Here is a 15,496-nt window from a genome sequence, read left to right as displayed (position 1 = left end):
TCACTCCGCCATATCCACCCCATCGAACTGATGGCGGTTGAAGGGGCTTTGTTTGTAACCGATCACCTTCTTCGACACCGGCTCGAACACCACAGAATGGGCGATGGTGACCCAGGGGGCCTCTTCCTTGAAGACGCGTTGCGCCTGCTCATAGAGCTTGGCGCGGGCGGCCTGATCGGGCACCTGCTTGGCCTTCAGGACCAGATCCTCATAAGGCTGGTGGCACCATTTGGCGATGTTGCTGCCGCTGGTCTTTGCCGCGGCACAGCCCAGAAGGTTGTACATGAAATTGTCGGGGTCGCCATTGTCGCCGGTCCAGCCATAGAGCGCCATCTGATGGTCGCCATCCTGGATGCGCTTGCGATACTCGCCCCATTCAAAGCTGACGATCTTCACCTTCACGCCGATCTTGGCCAGATCGGCCTGGATGATCTCCGCCATGCGCCGCGCATTGGGGTTGTAGGGGCGCTGGACAGGCATGGCGTAAAGGTCGGTTTCAAAGCCGTTGGGATATCCCGCCTCGGCCAGCAGGGCCTTCGCCTTGGTCGGGTCGTAGGGATAGTCCTTATTGTCGGCCAGATAACCGAAGACGCCCGGCGGGATGGGGTTTTTGGCGGGCTTGCCGCTGCCCTGGAACACCTGATCCAGGATGGCCTTGCGGTCCACGGCCATGTTGATGGCCTGTCTTACCCGCTTGTCATCAAACGGCTTCTTCAGCGTCTGGAAAGCCAGATAGCCGACATTCAGCCCCTCCATCTGCATCAGGGTCAGATTGGGGTCCTTGGATATCGCCGGCAGGTCGGGCGGGTTGGGATAGGGGATCAGGTGGCATTCACCCGCCTTCAGCTTGGCATAGCGCACGGCGGCATCGGGCGTGATGGCGAAGACCAGATTATCCAGCGGCGTCTTGCCACCCCAATGCTCATCAAACCGCCGATACCTTACCTGCGCATCCTTCTGATAAACGACGAAGCGGAAGGGGCCGGTGCCGACCGGGTCCTGGTCATAGCGTTCCGGCGTGCCCTTCTTCATCAGGAAGTCGGCATATTCAGCCGAGGTAATATTGGCGAAATCCATGCCCAGATCGGCCAGGAACGGTGCTTCCGGCTTGGTCAGGGTGATTCGGACAGTGTAATCGTCCAGCTTTTCCACCGTCTTCAGCAGGTCACCCAGCCCCATGCTTTTGAAGAAGGCGTACCCGCCACCGGAGATGGAATGGTACGGGTGGTCGGCCTTCCATTGCCGGTTCAGGCTGAACAGCACGTCATCGGCGTTGAAATCGCGCGTCGGCTTGTAATCCTTGAAGGATTGCCATTTGACGCTGCGGCGCAGATGGAAGGTATAGGTCAGCCCGTCGGGCGAGATTTCCCAGCGTTCGGCCAGGGCCGGCACGATCCTGGTTGTGCCGCGTTCGAACTTCACCAACCCGTCAAAGAGGGGCCGTGTAGCGTCAAAGGTGGTGCCCGAGGTATTCAGCGCCGCATTGAAATTTTCCGGGCTGCCCTCGGCACAATAGACCAGAATCTTGGGCGCCGCCCAGGCCGGTCCGGCCAAACCTGCCACCAAGGCACCCGCCATCATGGCGTAACGCCACGTTCCACGACCCATGCTGAACCCCGTCCGCCATCATTCTTGTCGGGCACGATCAGGGTATGTCCGCCCTGCGCGCCATGCATTGCGGTGCAGTAGAACAGGGGCAACGGGGGGCGTCAATGCGTAGCGCGGATTAGCGCAGCGTAATCCGCGGGATATGATCAGCCGGGGTTTCCGCGGATTACGCTGCGCTAATCCGCGCTACGAAACTCAGAATCGCGGTATCCCCTCGAACGGCAGCCGCCCACCCTCCACCCGCATCCAGCCACTATCGGCGCAGCGATGCAGGGCGGGGAACAGCTTGCCGGGGTTCAGAAGACCATCCGGATCGAAGGCGCATTTCAGGCGCGTCTGCTGTTCCAGATCTTCCGCGCTGAACTGAACGGGCATCAGGTCACGCTTTTCGATGCCCACCCCATGTTCGCCGGTCAGCACCCCGCCCACCTCCACGCACAGGCGCAGGATGGCGGCGCCGAACGCCTCCACCTTCTCTAACTCGCCCGGCTTGTTGGCATCAAACAGGATCAGCGGATGCAGGTTGCCGTCGCCGGCATGGAAGACATTGGCGGCGCGCAGGCCGAACTCCCCCTCCATCGCCGCCATACGCGACAGGACGGTGGGCAGCGCCTTGCGCGGGATAGTGCCATCCATGCAAATGTAGTCCGGGCTGATCCGCCCCACGGCGGGAAAGGCCGCCTTGCGACCCGCCCAAAAGGCCAACCGCTCCGATTCGCTGCTGGAAAGTCTTGGCGGACGGCCCTGATGGGCGGTCGTGATCTCGGCCACCTGTGCGATCAGGGCATCGACCTCCGCCGCCGGCCCGTCCAGCTCCACAATCAGCAGCGCCTCCACATCGCGCGGATAGCCTGCCTTCACGAAATCCTCCGCCGCGTGGATGGCCGGGCGGTCCATCATCTCCATACCTGCGGGGATGATGCCCGCCGCAATGATGGCGGCCACGGCGTCGCCGGCATCCACGGTCCGGTCAAACCCGACCAGCAGGGCGCGGGCCACAGGCGGCCTGGGCAGGATGCGCACCGTCACCTCTGTCACGACACCCAGCAGCCCCTCCGATCCGGTGATGACACCCAGCAGATCGTAATGGCCCGAATCGAGATGCTTGCCGCCCAGACGCAAGACCTCACCCGCCATGGTGACGAATTCCACGCCCAGCAGGTTGTTGGCCGTCACACCATATTTAAGGCAATGCACCCCGCCGGAATTTTCCGCGACATTGCCGCCGATGGAACAGGCGATCTGCGATGACGGGTCGGGCGCATAATAAAAGCCACGCTCGCCCACCGCCTCGCTGATGGCCAGGTTGGTCACGCCCGGCTGCACCAAAACGGCGCGGTTGTCGTAATCGATCTCCAGGATGCGCGACAGCTTGGTCAGGACCAGCAGCACCCCATCGGCCAGCGGCAGGGCACCGCCCGACAGGCCGGTGCCGGCCCCGCGCGGCACCACCTTCACCCCCATCGCGTGACAGATACGCAGCACGGACGCCACCTCCGCCGTGCTGCGCGGCAGGGTGACCAGCATAGGCATCTGGCGATAGGCGGATAACGCGTCGGTATCATAGGTGCGCAGCGACGCCTCGTCCGCGATCACGCCGCCGGGCACAGCCGCGCGCAGCCGGCGCAGCAGCTCAGGCCCCTTGGACAGGGCAGCGGGATCGGGGGCGGGCATCGTGGGCATGGCGCATCATCGGCTGGGACCTGTGCCCACACCATGCGACAGGGTTGGGGAGATGCGGAACCCCCAAATGCGAAAACCGCGCCGAAAGGCGCGGTTCCTGCCCGCCGGGACTGTTACATCCCGGCGCAAACCAAATCAGCGATCAATCAGCCCTGACGGGCCTTGAAACGCGGGTTCAGCTTGTTGATGACGTAGACACGGCCCTTGCGGCGGATGACGCGGCAAGCCTTGTGGCGGGTCTTCATCGACTTCAGCGAATTCACGATCTTCATGATAAGCACTCTGGCGCAGGAGGCGTTCTTTGCGAGGCGCGGAACATAGTCGCGGGTTGCCCCCCTGTCAACCGGGCAGGCGCATCACCCCGTGCAACCCCCTCCCGCGCCGCAAAACCCCGGCTTTTCAGCCCCGATCAGGTCAGTTCGGCGGGCTTCAGGGCATAGAATCGGTAGTAACGCAGGCCCGAAGACAGGGCCGCCACACGCCGGGCCCACATCTCCACCTCCTCCACCACCGCCAGCTTGGTGTCGTGATCCATGCTGACCGTCTCCAGATGCTTCACCAATTCCTGGATGGCCGTCAGAATCAAAGCGCGGTGCATGTCGGTATTATCCTCGGTGATGCGGATATCGAGGTTCCGCTGCGCCAGGGCGCCCGCATATTGCTCCACGGTCCAGGGCGCAGGCTCCACCGGTTCGGCATGGATCCAGCCATCGAAATCCCGGCCCCGCGCGTGGCCGGGATCAATAACGTAATCGGTGAACAGCAACTGGCCACGCGGCTTCAGGATGGCCTCGACACTGTCGATCAGCCTGTCCTTGTTGCGAATCATGTAAAAAGTCTCTTTGGAGAAGATGGCATCCACCCGTTTGGTCCAGGTGAAATTCTCCAAATCCGTAGACATGACCGGCGATTGCCGGGCCAAGCCGGACTTCTGGGACCGGAACATCCCGGCCTCGGCCAGAACGGGATTGCCTTCCAGGCCGGTGACCCAGGTGCCGTACTGCTTGGCCATCGCACGCGTGGCCCCGCCCAGGCCGGCACCAATATCCAGCACACTCATGGCCGGGTTCAGGCCCAGCGGCTTCACAATGGTCGGAATGAACTCGTCCCCACCGGGGGAGGAGAAGCCAGGCCCCCAGATTTTCTCCACCACCTCAATCCGGGTAGCGGTCCACAGCGGCTTGCCCTTGCGGTTCATATGCTTGCCGTCGCCGGCCTGCAAGGAACCGGCACCCGCCCCGGCGGCCGCAGCTTCTTCTTCGGCCTCGCGGCGGCGGCGCTGAACGTCATGGCCCTCCCACCACGCCAGGAATCGATCCTTCAGCGTGGGGGCAACCGTTTCGTCCTCGGTGCTGCGGGTAGCGGCCATGCGTCCGTTAGGGTGGCTTGCCTGTTGCGACACAAGGGAGATTACCTCTTATGCGTTTCAGGGGAAACAGTCTTGGCGGGGGCGGTTGCACGGAATGTGCAAGCCGAAATATGCCGCTCTAATAGCCCGTCAATAGAAGAACGGGCACTAGCCCTGGTATTTCCCATGCCAGACATGGAAAAAGCAGCGCGCATTGCGCATCAAACACCGCCATCGGGCCATGCGGTCCTTGCGTGCGCGGGCCGCCAGCCCTGCTATCATTCGGTAACAATCGACGGCTTTGATAGTGCATCCGGTCGATATCCAGTGTAGGGTCATGGAGGGATGGCTGCTGGACAGGCCCACGCGGATGTACTTTCCGCGCGGAGCTGAACCGTGTACTGTCCTTGCAGCCGGTTTCCCGGTGAAGTTCCCTACACTATGACAGTCGAGTTCGAGACCACATGTACGAGCGCCGTTCTCCGCAGAGCCCGCAGATCACCCGCCGGAGCGTCACCGCCACGGTCAAATGGTACAACCCCACGAAGGGCTTCGGCTTCGTGACCCTGTCCGATGGGTCGCCCGATGCCTTCCTGCATGCCTCGGTCGTCCAGGCCGTTGGTCATGACGCTCTGGCCGATGGCACGACCATCGTCTGCGATCTGTCGCAGGGTCAGAAGGGTCCGCAGGTCGCTTCGATCCACAGCGTCGATACGTCGACGGCTCAGCCGGCCCGTCGTGGTCCGGGTGGTCCGGGTGGCGGCGACCGCTTTGGTGGCGGCGGTGATCGCTTTGGCGGCGGCGACCGCTTTGGCGGCGACCGTTACGGCGACAGCCCGCGCCCGCCGCGCGTTGCCCGCAGCTTCGACAACGGCCCGTCGGAAACGATCGAGGGCGTGGTCAAGTTCTTCAGCGCCGACAAGGGCTTTGGTTTCGTGACGCCGGACGGCGGTGGGAAGGACGTGTTCGTCCACATCACCGCTCTGGAGCGTTCGGGCGTCCGTTCGCTGACCCCGGAACAGCGCGTGCGTCTGCAGACCAGCATGGGCCAGAAGGGCCCGCAGGCCAACCGCGTCGAGATCCTCTGATCTCTGATCCGCGTTTGACCTGACGCTCTTGCGTCACGTGGTTGAAGGTTTGGCAGCGCTGCCCAGAAGGGCGGCGTTGCCAGCCTTTTTCCTGTTTCAGTGCTTTCCTGTCAGTTCATTTCCTGCTTTCGGCTCGAACTCGAAGTACATTTGAAAGACTGTTGGTCGAGAGTTGTATTCGTTTGACCAGAAACAGGCCCGGCGGCGACCGCCGCCGTGCGGCGTGTGCCGTGTAGCGCCCAAGCCGCGGATGCGGCGCCGGCGTTTGAGAAACTGAAGTTTCCGATCACCGGAAATACGCTCTTAAAGTATCGGGCGGGCCCTTTGCGGCCCGCTTCCGATTCTGGGGTCGATGGCGCTTCGCCTCCCCCTTTGCACGGCGGTGGCCGCCCTACCAGCGCTCAAAAATTCCAGCTGCTGGTTTAAGCCCTTGCCATCGCCTATTCCACCGGGTGACCATGTAAAAAACTGGCCCCGGACAGGCACATGCGATCCAGACATCTTCCGCTATTCACCCGCCGTTTGGTTACGGGTCTGCTGACCCTGTGCCTGACGGCCCCCGTCACCCTGGCCCAACAGGCACCGGAACCGGCCTCCGCCGCGAAGGTCAAGGAGCTGGTCACCGCAAAGCGCCACATGGTGGTGGCCGCCAATCCGCTGGCAGTGCAGGCGGGGCTGGAGATTTTGCGGCAGGGCGGCACCGCGGTGGATGCGGCGGTGGCCGTACAGGCGGTGCTGGGTCTGGCCGAACCGCAATCATCGGGCATGGCGGGCGGCGCCTTCATGCTGCTGGCCGAACCGGGCGGCAAACTGACCACCTATGACGGGCGGGAGGTGGCGGGTGCCGCCGTGACGCCCAACCTTTTCATCGGGGCCGATGGCAAGCCCATGCCGTTCCTGGACACCCTGCCCCAGGGCCGCGCCGTGGGTGTACCGGGTGTCGTTGCCATGCTGGCCCAGGCCCATGCCGCCCATGGCAAGCTGCCTTGGAACAGCCTGTTCAAGCCCGCCATCGATCTGGCCGATGCCGGCGTACCCGCCTGGCCGCGCATGGTCGGTGTGCTGACCGAGTGGCAGCGCATGCTGGGCAAGGCACCCGACTTGCAGCGCGTCTATTACCGCGAGGGCGGGCGCCCGCCCGCCCTGGGTGAGCGCATTCCCATGCCTGAGCAGGCCGTCAGCCTGCGTCTGATCGCGGCTGCCGGCCCTGACGCCTTCTATCGCGGCCCGATCGCCAAGGCCATTGTCAGCCGCCTGCAACAGGCCGCCGGCGACAGCGGTACGCCCGTCCTGACCCTGGAGGACATGGCCAATTACAAGGCGGTGGAACGGGACGGCATCTGCATGCCCTACCGCGTCTGGAAGGTCTGCGGCATGGCCCCGCCATCGGCGGGCGGTGTCGCGATTTTGCAGATCCTGGGCATGCTGTCGCAATATGACCTGCGCGCCATGGGCAAGGATGATCCCAAGGCCTGGCACCTGTTGATGGAGGCCAGCCGCCGCGCCCATGCCGACCGGGAGGCGCATGTGGGCGACCCAGACAAGGTGCCGGTGCCCACGCGTGGCCTGATCGATTCCGGCTATATCGCCAGCCGCGCCGCCGGGATCGACCCCGTCCGCGCCGCCACAGGCCCCGTGCCACCGGGCGAGCCACCCTTCCGCACCGGCGCCCTGTTCCCCGCCGCCGATGGGCCCGACATCCCCTCCACCACGCATTTCTCCATCATCGATGATGCCGGACGCATAGTGTCGATGACGAGTTCGGTGGAATTCGCCTTCGGTTCCGGCCTGATCGCCGGTGGCTTCGTCCTGAACAACCAGATGACGGATTTCACCTTCGTCCCCACCAAGGACGGAAAGCCTGTCGCCAATGCGCCGGGGCCGGGCAAGCGCCCGCGTTCCTCCATGGCGCCGACGGTGGTGTTCGATCAGAAGGGCAATCCCGTTCTGGCCGTCGGCTCCCCCGGCGGCACTGCCATCATCGGCTACGTGGCCGAGGCGCTGGTGGCCATGCTGGACTGGGATATGGACCCACAGGCCGCCGTCAACCTGCCCATTCTGCTGAACCGCAATGGCGCCACGCAGATCGAATCGGCACCTGCCGCCGACAATCTGGCGAGCGCGCTGACGGCCATGGGCCATCAGGTGAAGCGGGACAATGTCAACAGCGGCATCCACATCATTCGCGTCACCCCAGCCGGCATTCAGGGTGGCGCCGACCCCCGCCGCGACGGTATCGCGGCAGGGGATTGATACCAGGAGCCATGTCCCATGGCTCTTGGTCTTTGCATTTTCCCTCAGGCGCCGGGTGCCGCCATCCGGCGGCTTGGGCTTCACACGTACATGGGTGCGCGGGCCGCCGGTCGGCGGCCTCCATGGGGCATGCTCCATGCCCCATGGATGAACATTATCAGGCGGCGATGATGGTCTTCACGAAGCGGTCGACCTCGGTGTTCAGCACCACGGACTGACGGGTCACGTCAGATGCGGTGCCATGAACGGTGGCTGCCGCACCACCGGTATTGGCCGCCGCCTGACTGACCCCCTGCACCGCATCGCAGACGGCCTGGGTGCCGTTGGCGACATCCTGCACGGTGCGGGCGATCTCGTTGGTGCTGGCCTGCTGTTCCTCGATGGCGGCGGCCAACGCCGTCGTGATCTCCCCGATCTTGTCGATGGTGTTGGCGATGCGGGCGATGGCGGTCACGGCGGCACTCGTCTCGCGCTGAATGTTGGCCACCTGGCCGGTAATATCTTCCGTCGCCTTGCCCGTCTGCATGGCCAGGGCTTTCACCTCCGACGCGACGACGGCAAAGCCCTTGCCAGCCTCACCCGCCCGCGCCGCCTCGATGGTGGCGTTGAGCGCCAGAAGGTTGGTCTGCGCCGCGATACCCTGGATCAGGCCCACCACTTCGGAAATGCGGCCAGCGGCACCCTGCAGGCCATCCATGGTGCGGCTCGTCTCGCCCGCATCCTCCACGGCGGCCCGGGCGACATTATTGGCCTCCACGACCTGCCGTGCGATCTCCGCGATGGAGGCATTGATCTCCTCCGTGGCGGCGGCGACGCTCTGCACGCCGGCGGCGCTTTCATCCGACGCGCTGGCCACTTCGGCGGCCTGAGTCGCGGCGGCCTTGGCGGCGCCGGTCAGACCCTCGGCGCTGTCGCGCATATCCTGGGCAGACCGGGCCAGGGCTGTAGACACCTCGCCCAGCTTGGACGCGAAGTCGTTGGTCAGCTTCTCCAGCCGGCGCTGGCGCTCCTCCTTGGCGGCCTGTTCGGCCTTCTGGGCGGCTTCCAGACGCTTGGCTTCGGCCAGTCCCCGCTTGAACACGTCCAGCGCATCGGCGATCTGCCCGATCTCATCCCCGCGGCCGGTTTCCGGCACATGGGCGGACAGGTCGCCATTGGCCATCTGACGCACGGTCCCCGTCACGGAACCCAGCGGACCTGTGACCTGACGCGACACCAGCCATATGGCAAAGCCGACAGAGCCGAGGATGCCGATGGCGGCAATGGCCAGCATGGTCATGCGTTCGCGGTCACCAAAGCTGTCAAGTTCGGCGATGACGGTCGTAACGCGGGCAACCTGCTGTTCCGACAGCGCAACCATCGCCTTGTTGAAGGCCTGACGGTTAGCGCGGTTGGCGTCATTATCGCCATACGCACGGGCCGATGCCGACCCCTCCGCCTGCCCCAGACGGATCAGTTCACGGCGGAAGGTCACGAATTCACGCCCCTTGGCCACCGCCTCATCCATGGCCGCCTTCTGGGCGCCTTGGGCCAGGGCCTGATATTCGCCCAGACGCTTGTCCAGCAGATCCAGGCTGGCCGTCATCGGCTTGGCGAATTTCTCCACCTCGGCGGCGTCACGGGCCATGTAGATTCCGCGGCTATCCATGACGATGCCGTTGATCAGGCCATTGATCTGTTCGGACAGGACGGCACGCTGGGTGTCGCGCCCCATCCGCTCTACCTCACCCTGATAGACCGACATGGCGGACAGACCCATCACAGCCATGATGATCGCCACCAACGCCAGCATGCCCATGGCGATGTTGACCTTCATGCCGATGCGCAGATCGCGGAGCTGCTTCATTCATCCCTCCCCTACCGTCTGAACGGCGCCGGGCCGTTTCACCCGGAACAAAAATCATAGGATCGGAATGATGACGTGGAGCCGTGCGATTTTAACGGGTCCAAAGGGTTAGGTAGTGCTAAAACCGCAGGTATCCACTCAGCGATAAAGGTCAGGTCGCTCTCTTCTTACGAATGAATCTCAAGAACATCGGAACGCGGCCCGCATCCAGAGCTTTCTGCTCATACCTTGTCTGGGGCCAATCTTCGGGGCGGACACGCCAGTCTTCGGCGGTTCTGGCCGTCCATTCGAAGTCCGGATAGCGCCATGTATGTTCCAGCATCCAGCGCTGCAACTGCGGATCATCCGACGCGATACGCAACTCCGCCCCATCCTTCAGGACGCGGGCCAAGCGCGGAAGGTTGACCGGTCCGATGAAGCGGCGGAAAGCATGGCGCGCCTTGGGCCAGGGGTCGGGGAACAGCACAAAGGCACGGCCCACCGACGCGTCGGGCAGCGCATCCAGGATGGGGCGCGCATCGTCGGGAACGACGCGGATATTGGTCTGGCCGGCTTCCGCCACATGCTTCAGCAGGGACGAGACGCCATTGATAAAGGGCTCACAGCCGATGAAGCCGATATCGGGATTACGTTCCGACTGCCAGGCCAGATGCTCCCCGCCGCCGAAGCCAACCTCGAACCACAGGTCGCGCTTGGGCGCGTCGAACAGGCTGGCGGGGTCCAGCTGCTCCCCCTCTACCGGCGCCGTCAGCTTCATCTTGGGCAGCAGCGTCTCCATCACCTCCTGCCGCTGCTTACGCAGGGGACGTCCCAGACGGCGGCCATAAAGAACCTTGCGGTGGGGGGTGCTGTCCTCGGACATGATGCGACTCGGATCGTTCAACAGATGGGCGGAATAGCAAACGGCCCGCCGGTTAGGCGGGCCGCTGCCAATATGGTGCCGGGCAGGCGGGAGCCGCCCGAAAGGATCAGGCGCCGAACGCCGACTTCAGATCGGCAACCAGATCGGTCTTTTCCCAGCTGAAGCCGCCATCGGCATCCGGCTCACGACCGAAATGGCCATAGGCCGCCGTGCGGGCATAGATGGCACGGTTCAGCTTCAGATGCTCACGGATGCCACGCGGGGACAGGTTCATCAGTTGGCGCAGCACGTCGGACAACTTGTCCTCGTCCACACGACCGGTGCCGGCGGTGTCGATATAGACCGACAGCGGGTGCGAAACGCCGATGGCGTAGCTGAGCTGGATCGTGCACTTGTCGGCCAGACCGGCAGCAACAACGTTCTTGGCCAGATAGCGCGCGGCATAGGCGGCGGAACGGTCAACCTTGGTCGGGTCCTTACCGGAGAAGGCGCCGCCGCCATGCGGTGCGGCACCGCCATAGGTATCCACGATGATCTTGCGACCGGTCAGGCCGGCATCACCGTCGGGACCGCCAATCACGAACCGGCCCGTCGGGTTCACATAGAACGCCTCTTCCGGGCACATCCAGCCTTCGGGCAGAATATCCAGGACGTGCTTGCGCGCCGTCTCGCGGATTTCTTCCTGGCTCACCGTCTCGGAATGCTGCGTGGACAGCACCACGGAGGTGGCGCCCACCGGCTTGCCATCGCGGTACTGGAGCGAGAACTGGCTCTTGGCATCGGGACCCAGCCAGGGGGTTGCTCCCGAGTGACGCACCTGGGCCAGATTCTTCAGCAGCTGATGGCTGTAATAAATCGGGGCCGGCATCAGGGCCGGCGTCTCGGTGCAGGCATACCCGAACATGATGCCCTGGTCGCCCGCACCCTCATCCTTGTTGCCGGCGGCATCGACGCCGACAGCAATGTCGGCGGACTGCGCATGCAGATGTACAGCAACCTCGGCTGTGGCCCAGTGGAAGCCCTTCTGCTCATAGCCGATGTCGCGGACAGCCTCGCGGGCCACTTCCTCGACCTTCTTCAGCAGGCTGCCGGGGCCACGCACCTCACCCGCGATCACGATACGGTTGGTCGTGGCCAACGTCTCGCACGCCACGCGGGCGAAAGGGTCTTCCGCCAAGTAGAGATCGACGACAGCGTCGGAGATACGGTCACAGACCTTGTCCGGATGACCTTCGGACACGGATTCGGACGTAAAGACGTAGTTCGACTTGGCCACTTGGGTCGCCTCAGCTGATCTGTTTCCGGGCATGGAAAAACACGCCGCCCCAGAGCAAATGGGGCCGCGTGTTTGTCGCAATCTTTTACAGAAGGGTCAAGGGTGCAGGCGAAGATCTAACCGAACAGCATCGCCGCCCCTTGCATCCGATCAACCGGCGTCGGCAGGCCCAGCGACAGCCTTCGTCAACTCGAAGATGCGCTTGCGCACGGCCGGATCGGTAATCCGGTAATAGGCGCGCACCAGTTCCAGCGTCTCACGCTTGGCCATCGGATCGGGTTCGCCCGCCTCCGGCATCGGCGTCGGGGCCGGATTGGGCGAACCATCGGGATTCGGCATGTCGTCAAAGAAGAACGACACCGGCACATCCAGAACACGGCTGAGGTCGAACAGGCGGGAAGCGCCGATGCGGTTGGCACCGCGCTCATATTTCTGGACCTGCTGGAACGTCAGGCCAATGGCCTCACCCAGCTTCTCCTGGCTCATGCCCAGCAGAGTACGACGTAGACGCACACGCGTGCCGACATGAACATCAATGGGATTCGGCTTGCCGAGCTTGGGTCGACCGCCACCACGACGGCCACGGGTTTCGGTTTGCATGCGGACAACCTCCAGAATGGCGTTATCCCGATCCTGCGACATACGTTTGCATGTCGTCAAGCGATTAAGCTCTATTCTTTGGTATGTTGCACATCCCTGTCTGTATCCAGAAGGACATATGCACGTAGCATCCAAAAACTCACTGAGAAGCCGGCATCAGGCCGTTACCCGACGACGCGCCTGCATGACGACGGCCAGTAACAGACCCAGCCAGATCAGGGCGGGGATTAAATCGCCAAAGTCTGCATACAATGGCACGAAAACGGCGCGCTGAGGTAGTGAAATATCCAGATTTCCGCTATCGCCGAGCGGTATACTGCCCCTGACCCGCCCGTATGCGTCGATAACACCCGAGATGCCGGTATTGGCGGCGCGTACCAGGGGCACCCCCTCTTCCACCGCCCGCACGACAGTAATGGCAAAATGCTGGTGGGGCCCTGCGGTCTGTCCATACCAGGCATCATTGGTCAGGTTCAGCAGCCAGTGCGGGCGTTCTCCCCCACGCGGCATCACCGCACCTGGGAAGATCACCTCGTAACAGATGAGCGGACTGGCCGTGGGTGCGCCGGGCAGTGACAGGGCCTGCGGACCGGGGCCGGCGGAAAAATCCGCTCCCGCCGCCACGGCCTTCATGCCTTTGGGCAGCAGGGCACGCAGCGGCAAATATTCGCCAAACGGCACCAAGTGAAACTTGTCGAAACTGGCTGCAACCTGCCCACCTTGGGTCAGGGCGAAAAGGCTGTTGAAATAGACATAATTACCGGCGGCATCAGTCGCCAGCCGGTTCCCCCCCGTGATCAGGGCGCCACCCGGCGGCGCTATCTGTGTCAGAAGCCGGGTCAGTGGCTGCTGATCAGCATTCGAGCTGTCTGAAGACAGGAAATAGGGTACGGCTGTTTCCGGCCAGATGACATGGGTGATGCGGTCCCAGCCCTCCGCACCGGACATGGAAATCAGGTGGCGCAGATTGTTGATCTTCGCCTCTTCCTTCCATTTCTGTTCCTGCGGAATATTGGGCTGCACGATGCGAAGCATGACGCCGGGCACATCACTCAGCCCCTGCCCCGCCATGCGCCAGCTGCCCCAGCCAGCCACCAGCGCCAGAACCGCCACTCCCACCAGCGCCGGTCGCCAGGACGGCTTCGGCCCCGCCAGCGTCGCCGGCAGCACCGCCACCAGGACCGTCAGCAGCGACAAGCCATAGATGCCGGCCACGGATGCAAACTGAAGTACCGGCAGGACCGGCACCCAGCCATAGCCCAAAAGGTTCCAGGGAAAGCCCGTGAACAGATGCCCGCGCGCATATTCCACCGCGACCCAGGCCAGCGCCAGGGCAACCGCTTCCGCCCACCCCGTCAGGCCGAACCGCCGCCGGGCCCAACCGAAGGCAGCGGTGCCGGCGCCCAGGAACAGGCCCAGCAGCGCCGGCAGCCCCAGCAGGGCAAAGGGCAGCATGAACCAGAAGCGGCCAATATCGGTGAACAGGGCCGCACTGATCCAGTACAGGCCCGGCACATGATGACCAACGCCGAAAGCAAAGCCGATGGCGAAGTCCGTCCGCCCCCGGGCCGACCCGCGCAACAGCCAGACCAGCAGCGGAAAGGCCAGCGAGAGCAGGGGCAGGGCATGGGCCGGCGGCAAGGCCAGGGTGGCCAAGGCACCCGCCAGGGCCGCCAGCCCCCATCGCTTCCATCCCGTCAGGCCGGTTACCCGGCTGGCCAGAATGGCAAGACGGGGCGAAACGGCGGGATCGGTCATGAGGAATATCCAGACAAGGAAAGTGCGGACGGGCCAGCATGCCATCCCCGTCGCGACACAAGGCCAGAACGGGGATGGGAAAGGAACGATAAGGGCGCGAAAACCGCGTTACCCAACCGCCCGCTGGGGCTCGTCCGCATCATCGTCCTTGTTCGTGACGAGATTGTGGACGCGCAGCATCTTGATGCGGCGCGGATCGGCATCCAGGATTTCGAACGCCAGCCCGCCCGGATGCTTCAGCACCTCACCAGGCGAGGGCACGCGACCCGCCATGGCAAAGACCAGCCCGCCCAGCGTGTCGACATCCTCCAACTCGTCCGCATCGAAATAGCGGCCCAGCTGCGCCTCGAACTCTTCCACCGGGATACGGGCATCGACATCGACGGTGCCATCGGCGCGCGGGGTCAGGGCGCTTGCCTCGGCATCGTCATGTTCATCCTCGATCTCACCCACGATCTCTTCCACCAGATCCTCAATGGAAACCAGACCGTCGATGCCGCCAAATTCATCGACCACCAGCGCCAGATGCTGGCGCTTCTGCCGCATCTTCAGCAACAGGTCGAGAACGGGCATGGAGGGGGCGACGATCATCACCTCGCGGGTGATGGCCTGCATATCAAAGCTGCGGGCACCGGCCACACAGGCCAGAACGTCCTTGATATGGACCATGCCGACCACGTCATCCAGCTCCTCCCGGTACACGGGCATGCGGCTGTGCGCTTCTTCAGAGAAACGCTTGATCAGGTCGGGCAGGGTAATGTCCATGGGCACGCCGACAATATCGGCGCGCGGCACCATGGCATCGGCCACGGTGCGGTGGCGCAGCTTCAGGATATTGGCGAGCAGGGCCCGCTCTCCCTCCGCCATGGAGGGCTCCCTGGGGCCCGTCTCCTCGATCAGTTCCTCGATCGTGTCGCGCAGCGTGTCACCACCGCGCACCCCGAGGATTGATCGCAGCCAGCCACGCAGGTGCTGGGCGAGGGTTCCATTTTCTTCCGCCCCGTCTTCGCGGGGCGATCGACTGTCGCTGAGGTCGGCCATCATCTTTCTTGGGTTAAGGGGACGGGTCCGGGAGACATGTCCCCCGGATCATAAGCGGCGGAGCCGCCGGGACCATTCGCGGCGGAGCCGCCGGGACCATTCGCGGCGGAGCCGCCGGGACCATTCGCGGCGG

12 protein-coding genes are annotated in these 15,496 nt (G+C 63.9%); 2 read left to right on the top strand and 10 right to left on the bottom strand.

All coding sequences use genetic code 11. From position 1 onward, the window contains the following. The 4 genes from ACODSP_RS16175 to ACODSP_RS16160 form a co-directional block, all read right to left on the bottom strand. Positions 1 to 1,608, bottom strand: a complete 1,608-nt coding sequence (locus tag ACODSP_RS16175) for an ABC transporter substrate-binding protein (RefSeq protein WP_488966596.1) — start codon at positions 1,606 to 1,608, stop codon at positions 1 to 3. Positions 1,609 to 1,803: 195 nt separating this feature from the next. Next, positions 1,804 to 3,282, bottom strand: coding sequence for an FAD-linked oxidase C-terminal domain-containing protein (locus ACODSP_RS16170; protein ID WP_488966683.1), 1,479 nt, complete (start codon positions 3,280 to 3,282; stop codon positions 1,804 to 1,806). 155 nt (positions 3,283 to 3,437) lie between these two features. Next, positions 3,438 to 3,563 (bottom strand): type B 50S ribosomal protein L36, encoded by a 126-nt coding sequence (gene ykgO, locus ACODSP_RS16165; protein ID WP_029014073.1) that lies wholly within the window; start codon positions 3,561 to 3,563, stop codon positions 3,438 to 3,440. 137 nt (positions 3,564 to 3,700) lie between these two features. Beyond that, on the bottom strand, positions 3,701 to 4,660 hold the full coding sequence (locus ACODSP_RS16160; RefSeq protein WP_488966595.1) for an SAM-dependent methyltransferase: 960 nt from the start codon (positions 4,658 to 4,660) through the stop codon (positions 3,701 to 3,703). 443 nt (positions 4,661 to 5,103) lie between these two features. Here ACODSP_RS16160 and ACODSP_RS16155 point away from each other — a divergent pair, with 443 nt between their 5' ends. Together ACODSP_RS16155 and ggt are read left to right on the top strand one after the other, a co-directional pair. Beyond that, positions 5,104 to 5,727, top strand: coding sequence for a cold-shock protein (locus tag ACODSP_RS16155; RefSeq protein WP_054165749.1), 624 nt, complete (start codon positions 5,104 to 5,106; stop codon positions 5,725 to 5,727). 486 nt (positions 5,728 to 6,213) lie between these two features. After that, positions 6,214 to 7,980: a gamma-glutamyltransferase gene (gene ggt, locus ACODSP_RS16150; RefSeq protein ID WP_488966594.1), complete on the top strand. Its 1,767-nt coding sequence runs from the start codon at positions 6,214 to 6,216 to the stop codon at positions 7,978 to 7,980. A 157-nt stretch (positions 7,981 to 8,137) separates the two neighbouring features. Here the strand turns inward: ggt and ACODSP_RS16145 are convergent, their stop codons facing one another. From ACODSP_RS16145 to ACODSP_RS16120, 6 genes are all read right to left on the bottom strand, one after another. Beyond that, the gene (locus ACODSP_RS16145; RefSeq protein ID WP_488966593.1) at positions 8,138 to 9,826 is read right to left on the bottom strand and encodes a methyl-accepting chemotaxis protein; all 1,689 of its coding nucleotides are present in this window, start codon (positions 9,824 to 9,826) and stop codon (positions 8,138 to 8,140) included. Positions 9,827 to 9,977: 151 nt separating this feature from the next. Beyond that, a complete protein-coding gene (gene trmB / locus ACODSP_RS16140; RefSeq protein WP_488966592.1) occupies positions 9,978 to 10,688 on the bottom strand; it encodes a tRNA (guanine(46)-N(7))-methyltransferase TrmB in 711 nt (236 codons plus the stop codon). A gap of 106 nt (positions 10,689 to 10,794) precedes the next feature. After that, complete coding sequence (metK, locus tag ACODSP_RS16135; RefSeq protein WP_488966591.1) at positions 10,795 to 11,964, bottom strand: methionine adenosyltransferase; 1,170 nt, start codon at positions 11,962 to 11,964, stop codon at positions 10,795 to 10,797. Between the two features lie 150 nt (positions 11,965 to 12,114). Continuing rightward, positions 12,115 to 12,564 carry a helix-turn-helix domain-containing protein gene (locus ACODSP_RS16130; RefSeq protein ID WP_054165993.1) on the bottom strand — a complete coding sequence of 150 codons (450 nt, stop codon included), beginning with the start codon at positions 12,562 to 12,564 and terminating at the stop codon, positions 12,115 to 12,117. 156 nt (positions 12,565 to 12,720) lie between these two features. Beyond that, on the bottom strand, positions 12,721 to 14,322 hold the full coding sequence (gene lnt / locus ACODSP_RS16125; protein ID WP_488966590.1) for an apolipoprotein N-acyltransferase: 1,602 nt from the start codon (positions 14,320 to 14,322) through the stop codon (positions 12,721 to 12,723). Positions 14,323 to 14,430: 108 nt separating this feature from the next. Further along, positions 14,431 to 15,363 (bottom strand): hemolysin family protein, encoded by a 933-nt coding sequence (locus ACODSP_RS16120; RefSeq protein ID WP_488966682.1) that lies wholly within the window; start codon positions 15,361 to 15,363, stop codon positions 14,431 to 14,433. Positions 15,364 to 15,496 lie beyond the last annotated feature (133 nt).

It is taken from the genome of Niveispirillum sp. FG156 (assembly GCF_057809555.1).
The sequence above is the reverse complement of the archived record's forward strand: the minus strand, read 5'-3'. Positions and strand labels throughout refer to the sequence as shown.